The sequence below is a fragment of the Acidovorax sp. 106 genome (assembly GCF_003663825.1).
GTDB lineage: Bacteria > Pseudomonadota > Gammaproteobacteria > Burkholderiales > Burkholderiaceae_C > Acidovorax.
In genome coordinates, this window is record NZ_RCCC01000001.1 from 1883753 (window position 1) to 1903904 (window position 20152).

A 20152-nucleotide genomic window follows, 5' to 3' on the forward strand; every position below is an offset into this window, starting at 1 on the left:
CCCAGTTGCCGTGTATGGCAGAGTGCACCAAGGGCAGACCGGGTTGAAAGCGCTGGAAGGGCGTGCCCTGGGGCAGGGCGCAGGGGCTGTGCTTGACGCCACCCGGTCAAGCGACGCCAGGGAACCCATGAACGCAGAGACGCCACCCAGCCCCGCTGCCACGGCGGATGCATCGGCTGCATCGGCGGTGTCCTCTCGCGCCGAGATGCCTGCTTCGACTGCGGCGATTGCTTCTGGGTTGGCCGGACAAGCCACACAGGAGGCCTGCGACAAGCTGCTGGCGCGCCTGCCCGGTGTGTCGCGCGCACAATGCCTGGCCACGCAACTGCAGCCCAGCGGTGCGACATCAAGCCAAGGCGTGCCCTTGTACTGGCGCGATGTGGCGCAGCGCGCGGGGGCTCCCGCCCCGGCTGGCGATGCCCCACCGCTGCGCGTGCTGGTGGTGGGCGCGATGCATGGTGATGAACTCACCGCTGCCTCGCTGGCTTTGCGGTGGATTGGGCTGGCCGGGGCCGAGGGCGGGGACCGTGCTGCGCCGCAGCCACCCGTGCATTGGCGCTTTATTCCCGTGCTCAACCCCGATGGCCTGCTGGCCCCCAAGCCCACGCGGGTCAACGCCAGCGGGGTGGACTTGAACCGCAACTTTCCCACCCCGGGCTGGGCGCAAGACGCGCCGGTGTACTGGGAAAAGCGCACCCGCAAAGACCCGCGTCGCTGGCCGGGCCACACGCCGTTGTCCGAGCCCGAGTCGCGTTTTTTGCACCAGCAGATGGAGCAGTTCCAGCCCCAGTTGGTGGTCAGCATCCATGCGCCTTATGGCGTTCTGGACTTTGACGGCCCCCACGACCCGCCCGCACGGCTGGGCCGCTTGCGCATGGACAAGCTGGGCGTGTTCCCCGGCTCGCTGGGGCACTACGGCGGGCTGCACCGGGGCGTGCCGGTGGTCACCATCGAACTGGATCACGCCCTGCGCATGCCGCCCGACGCCGAGGTGCGCGCCATGTGGCGCGACCTGCGGCAGTGGATGAACACCCGGCTGCTGGACGGTGGCGATGCCATGGCGGGCGTGGCCGGTGCGGAGCCCCCCGGCGTGGCGCGTTGAGGGTGAGCAGGGTTTGAGTAAAAACAGGCGCTAGCGCTTATCTATCAAGCGCAAGCAGCTCTTATTTTGGTAGCAAAAAGCGCCCTGCCTGCGCCACGGCCTCTGCATCGGCCTGCACTGCACCGGGTGGGCCGCCCTTGCCCCACAGGGCGCCGCCCCAGGGCATCGACAAGAACTTGGCGCACAGTTCCACCGAGTCAATCATCGGCTGGGCCTTGGCGCGGTCGCCGCTGGTGGTGATGAGCTGCAGCGACTTGGTGGCCATCTGCTCCTTGAAGGGTAGGCCCGGCACGCGCATCCAGCCGCTCCAGTGGTCCAGGTAGGTCTTGAGCGGCGACGGGATGCTGAACCAGTACACGGGCGACACGAACACGATGTGCGTGGCCGCTAGCGTGGCGTCGAGCAGGGTTTTGAGGTCACCCTCGGGCGCGGGGTAGGTGCCCACGGTGTGGCGCAGGTCCACAAACGGCGGCAGGTGCATGCGCGCCAGGTGGTGCCAGGTTTGCACCGTGCCTGCGGGCAGTGCGGCGGCGGCTTGCTGGGCCAGCCACTCGGTGTTGCCCAGGTGGCCGCTTTCGCGGGTGGAGGTGGTCAGAAAGAGATAGTGTGGGGAGTGCGGTGTGGTGTTCGGCATGCCGCCGATGGTAGCGGCGGCAGGCTACCCCTCAAACTACCCCGAAGGTGTGCATATTCACTCGTATGAACCCCTCTAACCGTTCACGCTGAGCCTGTCGAAGCGCCGCGCGAGGTGTGCCCCGGCTTCGACCCTTGGGTAAAGCCCAAGACGGGCAGGCTGAGCCCGAACGGGTATTTCAAATTCAAAGAGGCTGAATCAATCATTACGCCGCTACGGTGCCGCGCACCGCGCGCGGGGCCTGGGCGCCCAGAAAGCCAAAGTTCATCGCAGGCACTTCGCCGCTGAGCAGCTCGGCCATGGCCTTGCCCGAGCCCGCGCCGTGTGTCCAGCCCAGGGTGCCGTGGCCTGCATTCACCCACAGCTTGCCCACGCGTGTCTGGCCGATGAAGGGAATGTTGGTGGGCGTGGCGGGGCGCAGGCCGGTCCAGTACTCGGGGTTGCCGCCTTCTTCGGGCGTGCGGGTGTCGCACACGCCGGGCAAAATTTCGGCAATGCGGCGCGACAGCATGTGGCAGCGGGCGCGGGCCACGGGGCTGTCCAGGCTCAAATCAAACCCGCCCAGCTCGATGGTGCCGGCCACGCGCAGGGTATTGCCCAGGCGGCTCATGGCGATCTTCTTGCCGTCGTCGATGGTGGAGACCATGGGCGCGCCCTCGGGTTTGAGCAGCGGGAAGGTGGCGCTGTAGCCCTTGCCAGGGTAGATGGGCAAATCCACTCCCACGGTGCGCAGCAGTGGCGCACTGTACGAGCCGCAGGCCACCACAAAGGCATCGGCCTTGAGGATGAAGTCTTTTTGGCCGCCAGCGCCCGTTTTGCGAGCGATAACAGCTACAGAATCAATAGCATTGCCAATCTTGTTCAGCCGCAGCACATCGTGGCCGTACAGGAACTGCGCGCCCCGCGCCGCACAGCGGCGGGCCAGCTCTTGCGTGAACACACGGGCGTCGCCGCTTTCGTCGGTGCTGGTGTAGGTGCCGCCGGTGATTTTGTCGCCATAGGCCTTGAAGGCGGGCTCGATCTGGAGAAGCTCGCCTCGGCTGACCAGGCGGCGCTGCACGCCAAACTTGCGCATCAAGTCCACGGCGTGGCCTGCGGCGTCGAAGGATTTTTGGTCAGTGTAGAAGTGGGCGATGCCGCGTTCGAGCCGGTTGTATTCAATGCCGGTGCTGGCCACCAGGTCCTTGAGGGCCGCATGGCTGTAGGCGCCCAGGGCCACGATCTGTTGCACGTTGCGTTCAAACGCCACGTCGTTGCACTGCGCCAAAAACTTCAGGCCCCAGCGCCACTGGTCCCAGTCGAGCTGCGGGCGAAACAGCAGCGGCGCCTCTTTGTCGAACATCCATTTGAGCGCCTTGAGCGGCGCTTCGCGGTTGGCCCACGGCTCGCAGTAGCTCACCGAAATCTGCGCCGCGTTGGCGAAGCTGGTTTCCAGGGCAGCGTCGGGCTGGCGATCGATCACGGTCACTTCATGACCGCGTTCCAGCAGGTGCCACGCTGTGCTGATGCCGATGATGCCGGCGCCCAAAACAATGGTTTTCATGAGGGCGCAGTGTGCGCGACATTGCATTTGAGTAAAAGCAAAATTAAACTTACTCCAAAATCATCAGCATCGCTAATGTTTTGCGGTGCCTTTTTTGTATTGTTAATTGGGCCTCTTTGAACTTGAAATACCCGTTCAGGCTGAACCTGTCGAAGCCTTGCGTGGCGCTTCGACAAGCTCAGCGTGAACGGTTGATGGAATGTTCTGCGCAGGCCCTTGCGAGACCATGAGCACTTACGATCCCGCCGCCCTTGAATGTCTTGCCGCCATTGTGGAAGAGGGCGGTTTTGAACGCGCCGCACAGCGGCTGAATGTGACGCAATCGGCCGTCTCGCAGCGCTTGCGGGCGCTGGAAGCGCAGGTGGGCTCGGTGCTCATCGTGCGCAGCCGCCCGCTCAAGCCGACGTCTGCCGGGCAGTTGCTGCTCAAGCACACCAAGCAGCTGCGCCTGCTGCGCGCCGACCTGGAGCGCGACCTGCAGGAGCTGGCCCCCAGCGCCCCCGGCAGCACCCGTGAAGACGAGCGCATCTCCATCGCCATCAATGCCGACAGCATTGCCACCTGGGCCATGGGTGCGCTGCACGACCTGGTGCGCCAGCGCCTGCCGCTCGAAATCATTGCCGACGATCAGGACTTCACACAAGAATGGCTGCGCTCGGGCCAGGTGCTGGGCTGCGTCACCACGCTCAAGCAGGCGCTGCGCGGCTGCAAGATGGTGCCGCTGGGCGCCATGCACTATGTGGCGGTGGCATCGGCCGAATTCGCCCGCAAGCACCTGCCGCAGGGGCTCACGCCGCACAACTTCCGCGAGGTGTCCTTTTTGTCCTTCAACCGCAAGGACGACATGGCGGCCGAGTTTGTGGCCCGTGCGTTCGGTCTCAAGCGCGTGGCGCTGAACCACCTGTTTGTGCCCAGCACCGAAGGCCAGATGCGCGCCGTGGCCGCCGGCTGGGGTGTGGGCGTGATGCCCGAGCTGCTGGCCCGTGGCCCCATCGCTGATGGCAGCCTGATCGACCTGGTGCCTGGGCGCTCGCTGCCGATTCAGCTGTATTGGCACTGCTGGAACCTGGAGTCCGAGCTGCTGGACGCGCTGACCGATGCCCTCAAGGCCACGGCCGCACGCACCTTGGTGGCCTAGCGGAGAGCCTGCGGGCGATGGCACCGTGGTTTGTGGCGTGAACGCCGTAGTTGCAAAGCAACTTCTATAGTAGTTTTTTTACCGTAGTGGATAAGATGCGAACCATGTCTTCGCTGCCCACCAAAGTTTCGTTCAAAGAGCAGATGCACCTCGCCCGCGAGGAAGCCATCCTGCAATCGACTTGCCGCCTGCTGGGCGAGAAGGCCTACGACGCCATGACCATGGACGATGTGGCCAACGCCGTCGGCATTGCCAAGGCCAGCCTGTACAAGCACTTCAGCAGCAAGGAAGAGCTGTGCTGTGCTGCCATGGTGCAGATTTTGGAGAGAGTGCGCGCTTACCTTGCTGGCTTGCCGAGTGAGCTTGCGTCCATTGAAAAGCTGCGGGCGCTGGTGCGCTGGTCGCTGGAGCGGCTCATCACCAACGAAATGCCGCTGCTGCCCAGCCGCAACTCCAGCCTGCGCGCGGTGCTCATGGCTGACAAGCAATACCTCAATGGCCTGGTCAACGTGAGCGACCAGATCGGTGAATGGATCACCGAGGCCCAGGCGCAGGGCGTGATTGACCCCACCCTGCCGCCCCTGGTGGTGCTGTACACCCTGTATGCGCGGGCTTGTGACCCGGTCGTGACCTTCTTGAAGGACGGCGGGCAGTATTCCGACGCAGAGATCGTTGAGCTGGTGGTGCGCACTTGCTTTGATGGCTTGGCCGCGCGCTGATGCGCTGATGGCTTGGCAGCGCGTTGTCGCTGCAAGATGCTCTCCCCAAAAAGAAAGCCCGGCAAGCCGGGCTTTCTCGTGTCTGCCGTTTGCGCAAGGCAGGCTTACTTGGGCAAAATCACCTTGTCCACCACGTGGATCACGCCGTTGCTGGTGAACACATCGGTCGCCACGATATTGCTCGTGCGCATGCGCTGATCGGTAATGACCAGACTGGCGCTGACCGTAAAGCTTTGCCCTTGCACCGAGGTGATGGCGCTGCCCACAGGCACCTCGGCTTTCAGTACCCGCGCCGGGACGACGTGGTAGGTCAATACCGAGGTCAACAGCGTCTTGTTGGCGAGTAACGCCTCTTTGGTCACCCCCAACTCAGCCAACAGCGCGGCAAACGCAGCGTTGGTCGGCGCGAAAACCGTGAAAGGCCCCTTGCCTTGCAGCGTGCTCACCAAGCCTGCCGCTGCCACGGCTTCTACCAGGATGCTGAAATCTGGCAGCGCCGAAGCGGTGGCCACGATGTCCTTGTCGGCAGGCAGCAGTACCCGGTCGAGCAGGTGCACCACGCCATTGCTGGCCTGGATGTCTGTGGCGGTGATGTTGCTGACGCGGTTGCGCCCGTCGGTTACCTTGAGGCCGCCGCTGGCCTCGATCTTGAAGAACCCGCCGGCCAGCGGGGTGATCGCCTTGCCCACGGGCACGTCGGCGCGCGCTACCTTGCTTCCCAGTACGTGGTAGCTCAGTACGGCGGTCAGCAGGGTTTTGTTGGCCAGCAGGGCTTCTTTGGTAACACCCAGCTCGCTGAGCAGTGCTGCAAAAGCCGCATTGGTAGGCGCAAACACGGTCAATGAGCCCGTGCTCAGCGTTTGTGTCAGCCCGGCTGCCACCACGGCCTCCACCAAAATGCTGAGGTCTGGGTTGTTTTGCGCGACTTCGACAATCGTGCGCTGGGGCTCGTCATCGCCGCCGCCACAGGCTTGCAGCAGCGTGGTGCCAGCACCCAGCGCAGCGGTCATCAAGACAGTACGGCGGTTCAACAAGGTGTTCATGGAGCGTCTCCTGGATCTGTAGAGCACAAGTGGTGCTTTGATGCCGGTTTACTTGGGCATCAACACGGTGTCGATCACATGGATCACACCGTTGCTGGCGGCCACGTCGGTCGCCACCACCTTGGACTTGTCCACCATCACTCCACCAGACGTGGCGACGGTCAGTTCCTGACCCTGCACGGTCTTGACCTTCCCTGCCGCAACGTCTTTGGCCATCACCTTGCCGGGCACGACGTGGTACGTCAGCACTTTGGTCAGTGCAGCCTTGTCTGCCAGAAGGCTGTCCAGTGTGGCCTTGGGAATTTTGGCGAAAGCTTCATCGGTTGGCGCAAACACGGTGAACGGGCCGGGGCCCTTGAGGGTGTCTACCAAGCCTGCAGCTTGCACTGCAGCCACGAGCGTCTTGAAGTTGCCGGCCTTGACCGCTGTGTCCACGATGTCTTGGGCCAATGCGCTGAAGGTGGCACCTGCGGTCAGGGCGAGTGCAATCAAAGTCTTCTTCATGGTCGTTCCTCTTTGGATCAGTGGGAAATGACACGCCAGGATGGGCGCAGCTGGAATTTATAACCAAATGGTCTTGAAGTAAACCATTTGGTTGTAAAAAAACTGATTGGTAATTTTTTGGGGTTGCACGATTGAATGGGCGAAAAAAAACCCCGCCAGGGCGGGGTTTGGGCTGGTGCCGAAACCGTTCAGCGAACGATCAACAGCGGTACCTTGCAGTGGGCCAGCACCTGTGTGGTGACCGAGCCCACGACCAGGGTGGCCAGGGCGCCGTGACCGTGGGAGCCCATCACCAGCAAGTCGAATTTGCCGCTCTCTGCCACTTTGGCAATGGTCTCGCCCACTGCACCCACCTTGAACATGCACTTGGCTTGCACGCCATGGCGGGCGAGGAACTTGGCCACGGGGGCGGTGACTTTCTCGGCTTCTTCCGTGTGGTAGTTGTCCACCACTTCTTTGCCCAAGGCCGCGCGTGCGCGGGTGGGCAGCGGGGCCTGCACCGTCAGTACGGTGTAGCTGTGGCTTGCGCCCAGCAGGTCTTCGTGGGTGGCCAGGTAGGCCAGCATCTTCTTGGTGTAGGCGCTGCCGTCGACAGCCAGCAAAATGTTCATGGTGTGCTCCAGGTTGGTGTGCTCAGACTAATGCGCGCGGGCGGTTGTTGTCTTGACCTGGGTCATGTTTTTCGTCGTGCGCTGTGAAAGGCGGTTGAACAGGGGTGTTCAGGGGCCTGCGCCGATCATACGGTGACGCACATCTGGGGCTGGAAGGTGGCCTGTTCCCCCTTGCGGGCATAGCCTAGCGGGTTGGCCACCACGCGGCATTGCCAGGGCTGCCCGGTGGCGGCGTGCGTGCCGCGCACGGTGTAGTCGCTGGGCGCGTGCAGGTGGCCGTGCAGCCACAGCTGGGCGTGGGGCAGCAGCCCGTCCAGGGCGTTGCAAAAACCTGCAGTGCCGGGCACCAGCCCATAGCGCGGGTCCGCACTGCGCAGGCTGGGGGCAAAGTGGGTAACGGCCACGGTGGGGCCGTCAAACGGCGTGGCCAGGGCAGAGCGCAGCCATTGCTGGCAAGCCAGGGCCTGCTCGCGCATGGGCTCGGCCAGAAAGGGCTCGCCATGCCGGGTGCCACCGGTCTTGCGCAGGTAGAAATTGGCGGCGCGGTAGGCTTTGTCGCGCAGGCGCAGTTGGCGGGCGAGGTCCTCGGTACCTTCGTGTTCGGCCAGCGCGTCAAAGTCGCTCCAGAGGGTGGTGCCCACAAAGCGCACGCCGCCGAGCACCAGGGTTTCGCGCTCCAGCCAGGCAATGCCCAACCGCTCGCAGGTGCTGCGCAGGCGCTCGTGGGCTTCGTCAAAATCCTGAGCGTCGTATTCGTGGTTGCCTGGCACAAACAGCACGGGGGTGGGCCAGGTGCCGCCTGCCGCCTGGGGGGCAAACCGGGCCAGGCCGAAGTCTTTGTCGCTGAGCAATCCCCCTTGCTGGTAGGAGCCGATGTCGCCAGCGAGCACCAGCAGGTCAGCACCGGGTGCGGGCTCGGGAACAAAATGAGGGTGCGCCTCCAGGTGCAGATCGGACAGGAGCTGAATCTTCATGCAGGCAGTGTAGATGCCCAAGATGCGCCCGGGCTGGGTGCGCCTAGTCCGGGAACATGCTGCGGGCCGAGCGCGCCAGGGCGTTGAGCAGCCATTCCATGGCCTTCTCTTGGGGGCCGCGCCGCCGCCACAGCGCATCGACGTGCACGGCGGGCACGTTCAGGGGCAGGGGGCGTTGCACCAGCCGGTCGGCAATGCCGGTCACCGGCACAAAGTGCCGGGGCAGCACGGTGAGCAAGTCCGAGCCCACCACCACCCGGCCCGCCGTGAAGAACTGGTTGACGGTGATGAGCACATGCCGCTTGCGCCCCAGCGAGGCCAGGGCCTCGTCGATAAAGCCGTAGGGCCGCCCGGAAAAGCTCACCAGCATGTGCCGCGCCGCGCAATAGGCATCGAGCGTCAACTCCCCGCTGGCCAGCGGATGCCCTTGGCGCATCACGCACATGTATTCACCGTCGTATAGGCGCCGGCTGTCATAGGCCACGGCGCCGCCCGATTGGGCACGGGCCGTCAGGTCCGCCAGGGCGGCTGGAAAGTAGCCCACGGCCATGTCGGCCGATTCTTCGTCCAGCAGGCGGCGCGGGTCGCGCGTGGTGAGGGGCAGCACGCGCACCGAGATGCCCGGGGCCTCGCGCTCGATGATTTGCACCAGCGCGGGGATCAGCGTGGCGGCGGTGGCATCGGCCATGGCCAGCACAAAGGTAGATGTGGCGGTGGACGGCTCGAATGCGCCTGGGGCCAGGGACTCTTGCAGCAGGGCCAGTGCATCGCGCACGCTGGGCCACAGCGCCAGGGCGCGGGGCGTGGGCTCCACGCCCTGCCCGCTGCGCACCATCAACTCGTCACCCACCACCTCGCGCAAGCGCCGCATGGCGTTGCTGACGGCCGGTTGGGTGATGGAAAGCTTGTGCGCAGCCTTGGTCAGGCTGCGCTCGGCCATCACTTCATCGAAGACACGCAGCAGATTCAAATCCAGTGAACGGAAGTTCACCAGCGATGCTTTGGGCGATGTCTTCGGTGAGGTCATGGCTCGATCATCATCAATGTGAATGTAATGAATTCAAAATATAAATTTGAATAGATAAAGGGTAAACCCTAAGATTCATGCATTCGCCCGGCAATCTCGCCAAAAGCGTTTGAAAAGGGACTTCAAAATGACCAATTTCGCACACGTCGATTACCCCACCGAACACCTTGGCGTGACCCGCGCCGAAAACGCAGCCGCCTCCATCAAGGACATGGCGTCGCGCTTTGACGGCACCCGCGGTGCTGCCTCTTTGCTGCTGGCCGCAGTGGTTTCCGCCCTGCTGGTCGTAGCCAACCAAGTGATCGACACTTGGAGCGAAGGCCATCTGTTGGCCGCCTGGATGGTGCTGTGGCTCGTTGCCTTTGCCGCCCTGGCCCTCTTGACCATGCCCGCCCGCCGCATGGCTGTGGCCCTGCGCGCCTCGGCCAAGGCCTGGGCTGAAAACCGCGCCCGCGCTGCTGAAGACGAGCGCACCTGGCAAGTCGCCCTGAAGGATCCCCGCATCATGGCCGAACTGAACCAGGCTCTGGGTGTGCGCACCTTGCGCGATATTAGCCCCTACTACTGAGCACTTCGGTGACTCCCAACTGCGGCGGGCCCTGGATAAGCACCGGGGTTGAGCCAAAGATTCAAGCCGTGGACGGTACAACGTCCACGGCTTTTTTCATGCCTGCTCGCACTGCGGGGCTGGGCTGTTTGGTCGCATATGCGGTAGTGTCTGCAGATGCCCACAAAAAAGCCGCCCGGCACAAAGGCGGGGCGGCTGATTGAGGCCTGGGCCCTGCGCGCAAGTGCGCAGCAAATGGGCTCAGCCGCGTGCCCGGTCAGGCCGACAGGCGCTTTTCAATAGCGGCCTTGGTGTCCAGCAGGGCTTGGGGCAGGTGGTAAGCCAGTTGCTCAAAGTGCGTGGTGTGCAGCTTGAGTTCTTCGGTCCATGCCGCCTTGTCGATGCTGGTGACGGTGGTGAACTGGTCGGCCGAGAAGTCCAAGCCATTCCAGTTGATTTCGGCGTACTGAGGTGCCACGCCAAACATGGTTTCCTCGCCCTGGGCCTTGCCTTCAATGCGGTCGATCATCCACTTGAGCACGCGCATGTTCTCGCCGTAGCCAGGCCACACGAACTTGCCAGCCGCGTCCTTGCGGAACCAGTTGGTGGTGTAGATCTTGGGCTGCTTGCCACCGGCAGCGGTGATCTTGTCGCCCATGTTCAGCCAGTGCTGGAAGTAGTCGCTCATGTTGTAGCCGCAGAAGGGCAGCATGGCGAACGGGTCGCGGCGCACCACGCCTTGCTGGCCAAAGGCAGCAGCGGTCGTTTCCGATCCCATGGTGGCGGCCATGTAGACGCCTTCGGTCCAGCTGCGGGCTTCGGTCACCAGCGGCACGGTGGTGGAGCGGCGGCCGCCGAAGATGAACGCGTCGATGGTTACACCCGCTGGGTCATCCCAGGCCGAGTCAAGGGCTGGGTTGTTGGTGGCGGCCACGGTGAAACGGGCGTTGGGGTGGGCGGCCTTGGCACCAGTTTCCTTGGCGATGGCGGGCGTCCAGTCCTTGCCTTGCCAGTCGATCAGGTGATCGGGCAGCTTGCCGGAGTCCTTGTCCATGCCTTCCCACCACACGTCTCCGTCGTCGGTCAGGGCCACGTTCGTGAAGATCACGTCCTTGTCCAGGCTGGCCATGCAGTTGGGGTTGGTGAGCGTGTTGGTGCCAGGGGCCACGCCAAAGTAACCCGCTTCGGGGTTGATGGCGCGCAGGCTGCCGTCGGCCTGGGGCTTGATCCAGGCGATGTCGTCGCCAATGGTGGTGACCTTCCAGCCTTCGAACGCTGCGGGTGGTACCAGCATCGAAAAGTTGGTCTTGCCGCACGCGCTGGGGAAGGCGGCTGCCACGTGGTACTTCTTGCCCTGGGGGTTGGTCACGCCCAGGATGAGCATGTGCTCGGCCAGCCAGCCTTGGCTCTTGCCCATGGTGGACGCAATGCGCAGGGCCAGGCACTTCTTGCCCAGCAGCGCGTTGCCGCCGTAGCCCGAGCCATACGACCAGATTTCGCGTGTTTCAGGGTAGTGAACGATGTACTTGACGGTGGGGTTGCAAGGCCAGCTGGTCTTGTCGGTTTCGCCTGCCGCCAAGGGGGCTCCCACGGTGTGCATGCAGGGCACAAACTCGCCGTCCACGCCCAGCACGTCGTACACGGCCTTGCCCATGCGGGTCATCAGGCGCTGGTTCACGGCCACGTAGGCGCTGTCGGTCAGTTCCACGCCGATGTGGGCAATGGGGCTGCCCAGCGGGCCCATGCTGAAGGGCACCACGTACATGGTGCGGCCCTTCATGCAGCCGTCAAACAGGGGCTGCAGGGTGGCGCGCATTTGGGCAGGCTCCATCCAGTTGTTGGTGGGGCCAGCGTCTTCCTTTTGGGTCGAGCAGATGTAGGTGCGGTCTTCCACGCGGGCCACGTCTGAGGGGTCAGAGCAGGCCAGAAAGCTGTCGGGGCGCTTGGCAGGGTTGAGCTTCTTAAAGGTGCCCGCCTTGACCAGTTGCTCGCACAGGCGGTCGTACTCTTCCTTGGAGCCATCGCACCAGAAGATGTTGTCGGGCTTGCACAGAGCGGCCATATCGGCCACCCAGGCCAGCAGGCGTGGGTTCTTGACGTAAGCGGGGGCGTTGAGGTTCAGGCCCTGCATGGTGGGTGCGTTCATCGGGAGCTTCCTAAGTTGAAAAACAGTTTTTTCAAAGGAAGCGAACCGTGCGGCTCACGACGACAAAGACCTGGCGCAATTGCGATGCTGAGCGCTGCCTTTGAAAAAACGGCTTGCGGCAAGCGTTGGCAAAGGGCCCGCTGAGCAGACCACCCCTTGCACAGCGCGTTGCCTGTGCTCAGTCGGCGGGCGAAACAGGTGTGGCTACCCCCACGGTGTGGAGGCGTCTCCACGCATTCCGCGGGTCGGCTGGGATGACGATTTTATGAATCTGTCGCCGTTTTGTCTGTCAGACTCGGGTCAAATCCATGCAAAAGTTGCATGGGGTTATGTGGTGATTTTGAGGGCTTTGGGGCCTCAGCCTGGGCTATTCAGGGGGCTTTGCTGGCTGTCCAGCGCTCAAAACCGGCCTTGCGCAGTGCACAGGCGGGGCAGGTGCCGCAACCGTAACCCCAGGCGTGCCGCTCACCGCGCACGCCGTGGTAACAGGTGTGCGATTGCTCCAGCACGATGTCCACCAGCGCGTCACCGCCCAGTGCGTGGGCCATCTCCCAGGTGTCGGCCTTGTCGATCCACATCAGTGGTGTTTCAAAGGTGAAGCGCTGCCCCATGCCCAGCGATGTGGCCACCTGCAAGGCTTTGAGCGTGTCATCGCGACAGTCGGGGTAGCCCGAAAAATCCGTCTCGCACATGCCGCCCACCAGCGTGTGCAGCCCGCGCCGGTAGCCCACGGCGGCGGCCAGTTGGAAGAACAGCAGATTGCGCCCCGGCACGAAGGTGTTGGGTAGGCCCGCGGCGGTCATCTGGATTTCGGTCTCGCTGGTCAGCGCTGTGTCGCTGATGCGGCCCAGCACGCCCAGGTCCAGCATGTGGTCGTCTCCCAGCTTGTCGCGCCACTGTGGGAACTGTGCACGCACGGCCTCCAGCACGGCGTGGCGTGCCTGCAGCTCGATGTGGTGGCGCTGGCCATAGTCAAAGCCGATGGTCTCGACATGGGCAAAGTGGCTCAGCGCCCAGGCCAGGCAGGTGGTGGAGTCTTGGCCACCAGAAAACAGAACGAGTGCGTTGCCGCTGCGCATGGGTGGATTCCTTGCAAAAAATGTGGGAAGTTGGGGCCGTGGTCACGCTGGCTCAGCGCGTGGCGCCAAACGAAAAAAAGCCCCGCAGTGCGGGGCTTTTGCTCTGGGGCGCAAAGGGCGCCTCAGGCCATTTTGACGGCAATGAAGGCCAACAGGAACATGATGACACCGCCCATGACGGGCAGCACCACGGGCATGACGGAGACCACGTTTTCCACGGGGTCAGACGATGGCTCGGGAGTGGTGTGCGAGGGGCTGTGGTCCGACATGGTGATGGCTCCAGTGCTGAATGTTGGCGCAATTCTAGCGGTTCCCGTGCGTTTTCGTCTGCGGGTCTCTACGGGTCTCTACGGGTCTCTACGGGTCAGGCTCTCACATCAGGGCCGCTTCCATGCCCGCTGCCCGCAGTTGCTGCAGCACTTGCTCGACATGGGATTTCCCCCGTGTTTGCAGCACCAGCTCAATCTCCACATTTTGGGCGGCCAGCATGGTGAAGGCGCGCTGGTGGTGCACCTCTTCGATGTTGGCGCCCGCGTCCGCCACTGTGGCGGTGATGCGGGCGAGCACGCCGGGCACATCCCGCGCGCTGACCTTGATGCGTGCCAGGCGGCCAGAGCGCACCATGCCCCGCTCAATGATGGCGGCCAGCAAAAGGGGGTCGATGTTGCCGCCGCACAGGATCAGGCCGACGCGCTTGCCCTTGAAACGCTCTGGATGGCGCAGCAGCGCTGCCAGGCCTGCGGCGCCCGCCCCTTCCACCAGGGTTTTCTCAATTTCGAGAAGCATCAGCACGGCCTGCTCGATGTCGCCCTCGTCCACCAGCACCAGATCGTCCACCAGCGTTTTGATCACGGCCTGCGTGATCTTGCCGGGCGTGCCCACGGCAATGCCTTCGGCAATGGTGGAGGTGCCCTGTGGGTGCTGAGTGCCTTTGACGGCATTGACCATGGCCGGAAAACGCGAGGCCTGCACACCAATGATCTCGATGTCCGGGCGCAGCGCCTTGGCGGCGGTGGCCACGCCAGCAATCAGCCCGCCGCCGCCCACGGCGATGACGAGGGTGTCCAGGTCGGGCACGGCCTGCAGCATTTCCAGCCCCAGCGTGCCCTGGCCGGCGGCCACGGTTTCGTCATCGTAGGGGTGGACGAACACCAGACCCTCGGTGTCGGCGAGGTGGTAGGCATGGGCGCGCGCTTCTTCCAGCGTGTCGCCATGCAGCACCACCTGGGCGCCAAAGCCGCGCGTGCGCTCCACCTTCACGCCGGGTGTGAAGCGTGGCATGACGATCACGGCGCGCAGGCCCAGGCGCTGCGCGTGGTAGGCCACCCCCTGTGCATGATTGCCCGCGCTCATGGCCACCACACCACGCGCACGCTCGGCTGGCGTGAGTAGCGTGAGCTTGTTGCAGGCGCCGCGCTCCTTGAAGGAGGCCGTGAACTGCAGGTTCTCGAACTTCAGGAAAACCTGGGCGCCGACGATGTCCGACAGCGTGCGCGATTCAACGCACGGCGTGTCGAGCACCTGGCCTTGCAGCCGGACGGCCGCGTCGCGAATGTCTTGAATGGAAAGCATGGCCGCCATTGTGAGGGCAGCAGCGCGTGCCTGGAAAGGGGGTGGCATGCGGGGTTGTGGCGCTACATTATTCATAGCTGCTTGCGCTTATGTGCAGTGCGTTGGCGGCCGATTTCTTCAAAATTTCCGCAAAGCACTGGCGCTGGCATCGCTGCAAGCGCCTGCGGTGTACGGGGCACCAGGCCTGAAGAGTGCGTGCCCGCAACGCCGTCGCTGCCGCAGCCACTGGGATGCCCCCGCGCGTCGAAGACCCCCAGCACCACAGACCTCAGCGCAACACCCTGCAGGTGCCAAATTCGCAGCGAATCGCCAGCGCATCGCCGCTGGTGCGGGCCACGCTGAAGGTCTCAAATCCCGGCCCCTTGGCCACCAGCGAGGCCACGGGTTGTTCGCTGCACGACTGGCTGCGTGCCAGGCGCTCGGCGTTGAAGGTATCGGTGCCGATGGGGCGTGCCGGAGCCAGCGCGGGCGCGGGGCGCCACGGAATCGGCGGGGGCGTGGCGGCTACCAGGTCGTGCCCCTGGGCGGCCATGCAGTTGGCCTCGGTGCGCTGGCGCCTTTCCAGCGCCCGCAGCCCCTGCGTGGCTCCCAGCACGCCGCCCACGGCGGCCCCACCGCGCACCGTGTCGTGCCCGTAGCCCAGGCCCCACACCAGCGCAGCCGTTACGAGCGCGCCTTGCACCAGGCCGTCCAGCGTTTCGGTCACCACGCCCACCTGGGCGGCGTGCTGGCGGCAGTAGGCCAGGTCGGCGCTGTAGCGGGCGCTGGCACTGTCTTCGGGCGCCCGTTGGGCAGGCAGGTCCGGCCCGTGGGCGGCGCAGCCCGCCAGCACCAGGGTGACCAAGCCGGCGCACAGCCGTTGCGGCAGCGTGTGCAAGGCGTGCCTGCCGTCACTTCGCCGGGGGTTGCGGCCCGTGGTGCGGGGGCCGTGCGCGGGGCTCATTTCGTGATGAAAACGGGCTCTAGACCTTGCTGGATAAGCGCAGGCTGCTATTGTTTTGCAATTCATGGTTTCACCCCCAGGCGCCGTGCCAGTTTGTGCAGGTTACTCGCGTCCACGTCCAGTTGGCGTGCAGCCTGGGCCCAGTTGCCCTGGTGGGCGGCGAGTGCGGCCAGGATGCTTTGGCGCTGGCATTCGTCCACGGCGGCGCGCAAGGTGCTGGGTGGGGTGGTGGGCTGTGCGGGGGGCGGCTGCGACGCTGTGGGAGTGGAGGGCGCCAGTGGCGCGAGTGCAGTTGGGCCCTGCGCGTCCAGATCCAGCAGGGGCGCTTCAAGCGTGACGATGGCGTTGCGGTCGGCGCCGTGGCTCAGTGCCTTGAGCGCGGCACGGCTGATGACATGCTCCAACTCGCGGATGTTGCCCGGCCAGTGGTAGCGGCGCAGGGCGTCCTGTGCGCTGCCCGACAGGCGCAGGCTGCGAATGCCCAGCCGCGTGCGGTTGAGTTCGAGAAAGCGCCCCGCCAGCAGCAGCACGTCGTCGCCGCGCTCGCGCAGCGGCGGTATCGGCACGGGGTAGACCGACAGGCGGTGGTACAGGTCGGCGCGGAACGAGCCATTTGCCACCAGGTCGCGCAGGCTGCGGTTGGTGGCGGCTATGACGCGCACGTTCACGCGCCGGGGCTCGTCGGCGCCCAGGCGCTGGATTTCGCCGTTCTGCAAGGTGCGCAGCAGCTTGGCCTGCACGGTCAGCGGCAGCTCGCCCACTTCGTCAAGGAACAAGGTTCCGCCATCGGCCGCCTCGAAGCGACCGGGCCGGTCGCTCACGGCGCCCGAAAACGCGCCACGGCGGTGGCCGAACAGCTCGCTCTCGGCCAGCGATTCGGGCAGCGCCGCGCAGTTCACGTGCACCAGCGGCTTGTGGCGGCGCGGCGAGTGGCGGTGCAACAGGCGCGCGAACAGCTCCTTGCCCACGCCGGTTTCGCCCAGCAGCAGCACCGGCAGGTCTGAGCCGGCCACCACCTGCATCTCGTGCAGCAGGCGCGTGAGCACGTCGCTCTGGCCGACGATCTCCAGATGGCCCGGAGCGGCGGGCACGGCGCGCCCACCCTGGGGGCCGCCCTCGTGGCGCGCGGCCAGGGCGCGGTTTTCCTGTTCCAGGCGCGAGATGCGCAGGACTGTTTCCACCAGCGCCCTGCATTGCTGCAGCGTGGCGCGGGCCTGCGCGTCGAAGGTGCCGGTCTGCAGCGCATCGAGCGTGAGCACGCCCCAGGGCTGACCGTCGATGCGCAGGCCCACGCCCATGCAGTCGTGCACCGGCAGCGGCTCGCCCACCAGTGCGTCGAGCAGGCCGTCGTAGGGGTCGGGCAGCTGGCTGTCGTGGTCAAAGCAGGTGACCTCGCCGCGTGCCAGGATCGCCGCCAGGCGCGGGTGCTGGCCTACCGCAAACCGCCGCCCCAGCGCCTCGCCCACCAGTCCGTCCACGGCCACGGGGCGCAGGTGGTCTTCTTCCAGACGCAGCAACGCGACGGCGCCGCAGCGAAACTGGGCGCGCAGCCAGCCCATCAGGCGCTGCAGGCGCACGGCTTGCGGCTGTTCGGTCACGAGGTCGTCAAAGATGGCTTCAACGGCTAGGGTATTAATCACCATAGATGGGTATTTTGAACCATTGGCGGTGAGGGTAAAAATTACCGCAACTAGTGCAAGTCATTGATTCATAAGGCTAGGTGCTGTGGCCTGAAGCTTGCGTTGGAAAGGTGGCTTCGATGCGGCGCGTGCGCTTTGGCGCACCACCCGCACACCGGTGGTCCCATCCGCCGTGCCCTTTTCTTCATTACCCAAGGAGTCCCGCCGTGAACATCGACAAATTCAAGCACCAGCACCTCGACATCCTGCGCAGCATCGATCTGCTGCGGCAGCTGACCCACGCGGGGGTGGAGCGCAATGCGGCCGAGATCGCGCAGCGCATCATCGCCATGAGCAGCACCATCAAGCTGCATCTGGCGGTGGAAGACCAGGCGCTGTACCCCGCACTGCAGCGCAGCGGCAACGCCAGCCTGGCGCGTATGGGTCGCCAGTACCAGTCCGACATGGGCCCGATCGCCAGCGCCTACGACGCCTTTGCGCGCCGCTGGAACACGGCCGAGAGCCTGCGCGCCGACGAGAAAGCGTTCCGCGCGCAAGCCAACGTGGTGTTGCGCAAGGTGTACGAACGCATGCAGCGCGAAGACCGCGATTTCTATCCCCGCATCGAGGAGCAAGAGGCCGTTCACTCCTGACAGCGCCGCACCCGCGCGCCTTGCTTTCGCCGGCCTGTGGGCCGGTTTTTTTATCCCGGCTTACCCGTGCGTTTGTGTTGGGTCAAACTACCTATAGTGTTTGATGGGTATCGTGGACACCATAGGTAGTGTTTTTACCCCGTTCTGTAGATTGGTCGAACCCATGGCATCCACCCTTGTTACCTTGCCCCGCGAGGTCGTTTTGCGCAGCGGTCAGCGCGTTCCTTTTGACGCAGAACGCATCCGCGCCGCACTCGCCAGCGCGGGCCAGGCCTCGGGTGAATATGGCGCCGAAGAAGCCGCGTTGCTCACCGCGCAGGTCACCAAGGTGCTGATCCACCGCTTCCATGGCGAGGCGCCCACGGTGGAGCAGATCCAGGACGTGGCCGAGCAAACGCTCATCGCTGCCAACCACCTGGCCACGGCACGCGCCTACATCGTCTACCGCGAGCGGCACGCCACGCTGCGCGCGGACAAGCAGACGCTGGTGGATGTGGAAAGCTCCATCAACGAATACCTCACGCGTGCCGACTGGCGCGTGAACGCCAACGCCAACCAGGGCTATTCGCTGGGCGGGCTGATCCTCAACGTGGCGGGCAAGGTCACGGCCAACTACTGGCTATCGCACGTCTATACGCCCGAGATCGGCGAGGCGCACCGCAATGGCGATATCCACATCCACGACCTCGACATGCTCAGCGGCTACTGCGCGGGCTGGTCGCTGCGCACGCTGCTGCACGAGGGGCTCAACGGCGTGCCCGGCAAGGTGGAGGCGGGGCCGCCCAAACACATGAGTTCGGCGGTGGGGCAGATCGTGAACTTCCTGGGCACGCTGCAAAACGAGTGGGCGGGCGCGCAGGCGTTCTCGTCGTTCGACACCTACATGGCGCCCTTCGTGCGCATCGATGCCATGGACTACGCCGCCGTGCGCCAGTGCATCCAGGAGCTGGTTTACAACCTCAACGTGCCCTCGCGTTGGGGCACGCAAACACCGTTCACCAACCTCACCTTCGACTGGACTTGCCCCGAGGACCTGCGCGAGCAGGTGCCCGTGATTGCAGGGCAGGAGATGCCGTTTTGCTACGGCGACCTGCAGGCGGAGATGGACCTCATCAACCGCGCTTACATCGACGTGATGACCACGGGCGACGCCAAGGGCCGGGTGTTCACCTTCCCCATCCCCACGTACAACATCACCAAGGATTTCCCGTGGGAGAGCGAGAACGCACAGCTGCTGTTCGACATGACGGCCAAGTACGGCCTGCCGTACTTCCAGAACTTCATCAACTCCGAGCTGGAGCCCAACATGGTGCGCTCCATGTGCTGCCGCCTCCAGCTCGATTTGCGTGAATTGCTCAAGCGCGGCAACGGCCTGTTCGGCAGCGCCGAGCAGACGGGCAGCCTAGGGGTGGTGACGATCAACTGCGCGCGCCTGGGTTACCAGCACGCGGGCGATGAAGCGGGCCTGCTCGCCGCGCTTGACCGCCTGATGGAGCTGGGCAAACAAAGCCTGGAGACCAAGCGCAAGCTGATTCAGCGCCTGATGGACCAGGGCCTGTTCCCCTACACCAAGCGCTACCTGGGCACCTTGCGCAACCACTTTTCCACGTTGGGCGTGAACGGCATCAACGAGATGGTGCGCAACTTCACACACGGCCGCGAAGACATCACCAGCGAAGGGGGCCATCGCCTGGCCCTGCGCTTGCTCGACCACGTGCGCGAGCGCATGACGCAGTTCCAGGAAGAAACCGGCCACCTCTATAACCTGGAGGCCACTCCTGCCGAAGGCACCACCTACCGCTTTGCCAAAGAAGACAAAAAGCGCTGGCCCGGCATCCTGCAGGCCGGTACGGCCGAGCAGCCGTACTACACCAACTCGTCCCAGCTGCCCGTGGGCTTCACGGACGACCCGTTCGAGGCCCTGATGCGGCAAGAGGCGCTGCAGTCCAAGTACACCGGCGGCACCGTGCTGCACCTGTACATGGGCGAGCGCGTCTCCAGCGGCTCGGCCTGCCGCGAGCTGGTGAAACGGGCGCTGACGAACTTTCGCCTGCCCTACATCACCATCACGCCCACGTTCTCCATCTGCCCCACCCACGGCTACCTCGCGGGCGAACACCCGTTTTGCCCGCGCTGCGATGAAGAACGGCTGGCCGCCAAGCGTGCAGCCCTGGCGGCCTGAAGCGGTGTGGGGCAGTTTTGAATAAAAAGTGCATCCAGCGTCCATTTTAAAAGCGCTAGCAGCTATCAAATAGATAGCAATTTGAAGTGCGTTACCGCTATCGATAGCTGCAGCAT

19 protein-coding genes are annotated in these 20152 nt (G+C 64.5%); 6 read left to right on the plus strand and 13 right to left on the minus strand.

Annotated features, from left to right (window positions below; genetic code table 11):
- Positions 1–127 precede the first annotated feature (127 nt).
- Positions 128–1102, plus strand: a complete 975-nt coding sequence (locus C8C98_RS08365; RefSeq protein WP_233574492.1) for a M14 family zinc carboxypeptidase — start codon at positions 128–130, stop codon at positions 1100–1102.
- A 61-nt stretch (positions 1103–1163) separates the two neighbouring features.
- On the opposite strand, the gene C8C98_RS08370 is transcribed toward C8C98_RS08365, so the two are convergent.
- Positions 1164–1736: an NAD(P)H-dependent oxidoreductase gene (locus C8C98_RS08370; protein WP_121453884.1), complete on the minus strand. Its 573-nt coding sequence runs from the start codon at positions 1734–1736 to the stop codon at positions 1164–1166.
- A 205-nt stretch (positions 1737–1941) separates the two neighbouring features.
- Complete coding sequence (locus tag C8C98_RS08375) at positions 1942–3279, minus strand: D-amino acid dehydrogenase (protein WP_121453885.1); 1338 nt, start codon at positions 3277–3279, stop codon at positions 1942–1944.
- 226 nt (positions 3280–3505) lie between these two features.
- On the opposite strand from C8C98_RS08375, the gene C8C98_RS08380 reads away from it, so the two are divergent.
- Both C8C98_RS08380 and C8C98_RS08385 read left to right on the plus strand, forming a co-directional pair.
- Complete coding sequence (locus tag C8C98_RS08380; protein ID WP_121453886.1) at positions 3506–4417, plus strand: LysR family transcriptional regulator ArgP; 912 nt, start codon at positions 3506–3508, stop codon at positions 4415–4417.
- Between the two features lie 104 nt (positions 4418–4521).
- Positions 4522–5136: a TetR/AcrR family transcriptional regulator gene (locus tag C8C98_RS08385; protein ID WP_233574493.1), complete on the plus strand. Its 615-nt coding sequence runs from the start codon at positions 4522–4524 to the stop codon at positions 5134–5136.
- Positions 5137–5240: 104 nt separating this feature from the next.
- On the opposite strand, the gene C8C98_RS08390 is transcribed toward C8C98_RS08385, so the two are convergent.
- The 5 genes from C8C98_RS08390 to C8C98_RS08410 all read right to left on the minus strand — a co-directional run bounded on the left by C8C98_RS08390 (position 5241) and on the right by C8C98_RS08410 (position 9295).
- Positions 5241–6179 (minus strand): fasciclin domain-containing protein, encoded by a 939-nt coding sequence (locus tag C8C98_RS08390; protein WP_121453888.1) that lies wholly within the window; start codon positions 6177–6179, stop codon positions 5241–5243.
- A 48-nt stretch (positions 6180–6227) separates the two neighbouring features.
- Positions 6228–6683, minus strand: a complete 456-nt coding sequence (locus C8C98_RS08395) for a fasciclin domain-containing protein (protein WP_121453889.1) — start codon at positions 6681–6683, stop codon at positions 6228–6230.
- Between the two features lie 188 nt (positions 6684–6871).
- A complete protein-coding gene (locus C8C98_RS08400; RefSeq protein ID WP_099657400.1) occupies positions 6872–7294 on the minus strand; it encodes a universal stress protein in 423 nt (140 codons plus the stop codon).
- A gap of 125 nt (positions 7295–7419) precedes the next feature.
- A complete protein-coding gene (locus tag C8C98_RS08405; protein WP_121453890.1) occupies positions 7420–8268 on the minus strand; it encodes a metallophosphoesterase in 849 nt (282 codons plus the stop codon).
- A 43-nt stretch (positions 8269–8311) separates the two neighbouring features.
- A complete protein-coding gene (locus C8C98_RS08410) occupies positions 8312–9295 on the minus strand; it encodes a LysR family transcriptional regulator (RefSeq protein ID WP_099657401.1) in 984 nt (327 codons plus the stop codon).
- Between the two features lie 127 nt (positions 9296–9422).
- Between C8C98_RS08410 and C8C98_RS08415 the strand changes: the two genes are divergently transcribed.
- On the plus strand, positions 9423–9863 hold the full coding sequence (locus tag C8C98_RS08415; protein ID WP_121453891.1) for a hypothetical protein: 441 nt from the start codon (positions 9423–9425) through the stop codon (positions 9861–9863).
- 256 nt (positions 9864–10119) lie between these two features.
- Here the strand turns inward: C8C98_RS08415 and C8C98_RS08420 are convergent, their stop codons facing one another.
- From C8C98_RS08420 to norR, 6 genes are all read right to left on the minus strand, one after another.
- Positions 10120–11988, minus strand: a complete 1869-nt coding sequence (locus tag C8C98_RS08420; RefSeq protein ID WP_121453892.1) for a phosphoenolpyruvate carboxykinase (GTP) — start codon at positions 11986–11988, stop codon at positions 10120–10122.
- A gap of 371 nt (positions 11989–12359) precedes the next feature.
- Entirely contained in the window at positions 12360–13067 is a 708-nt protein-coding gene (queC, locus tag C8C98_RS08425; protein WP_121453893.1) for a 7-cyano-7-deazaguanine synthase QueC, read from the minus strand.
- A gap of 122 nt (positions 13068–13189) precedes the next feature.
- Positions 13190–13336, minus strand: coding sequence for a hypothetical protein (locus C8C98_RS21890; protein ID WP_199726572.1), 147 nt, complete (start codon positions 13334–13336; stop codon positions 13190–13192).
- Positions 13337–13439: 103 nt separating this feature from the next.
- Positions 13440–14639, minus strand: coding sequence for a threonine ammonia-lyase (locus C8C98_RS08430; protein ID WP_121456146.1), 1200 nt, complete (start codon positions 14637–14639; stop codon positions 13440–13442).
- Positions 14640–14907: 268 nt separating this feature from the next.
- Complete coding sequence (locus C8C98_RS08435) at positions 14908–15582, minus strand: glycine zipper family protein (RefSeq protein WP_199726573.1); 675 nt, start codon at positions 15580–15582, stop codon at positions 14908–14910.
- A gap of 62 nt (positions 15583–15644) precedes the next feature.
- Positions 15645–17225 carry a nitric oxide reductase transcriptional regulator NorR gene (gene norR / locus C8C98_RS08440; protein WP_121453894.1) on the minus strand — a complete coding sequence of 527 codons (1581 nt, stop codon included), beginning with the start codon at positions 17223–17225 and terminating at the stop codon, positions 15645–15647.
- Positions 17226–17428: 203 nt separating this feature from the next.
- Here norR and C8C98_RS08445 point away from each other — a divergent pair, with 203 nt between their 5' ends.
- Positions 17429–17854, plus strand: coding sequence for a hemerythrin domain-containing protein (locus C8C98_RS08445; RefSeq protein WP_121453895.1), 426 nt, complete (start codon positions 17429–17431; stop codon positions 17852–17854).
- A 163-nt stretch (positions 17855–18017) separates the two neighbouring features.
- Entirely contained in the window at positions 18018–20036 is a 2019-nt protein-coding gene (locus C8C98_RS08450; protein ID WP_121453896.1) for a ribonucleoside triphosphate reductase, read from the plus strand.
- Positions 20037–20152 lie beyond the last annotated feature (116 nt).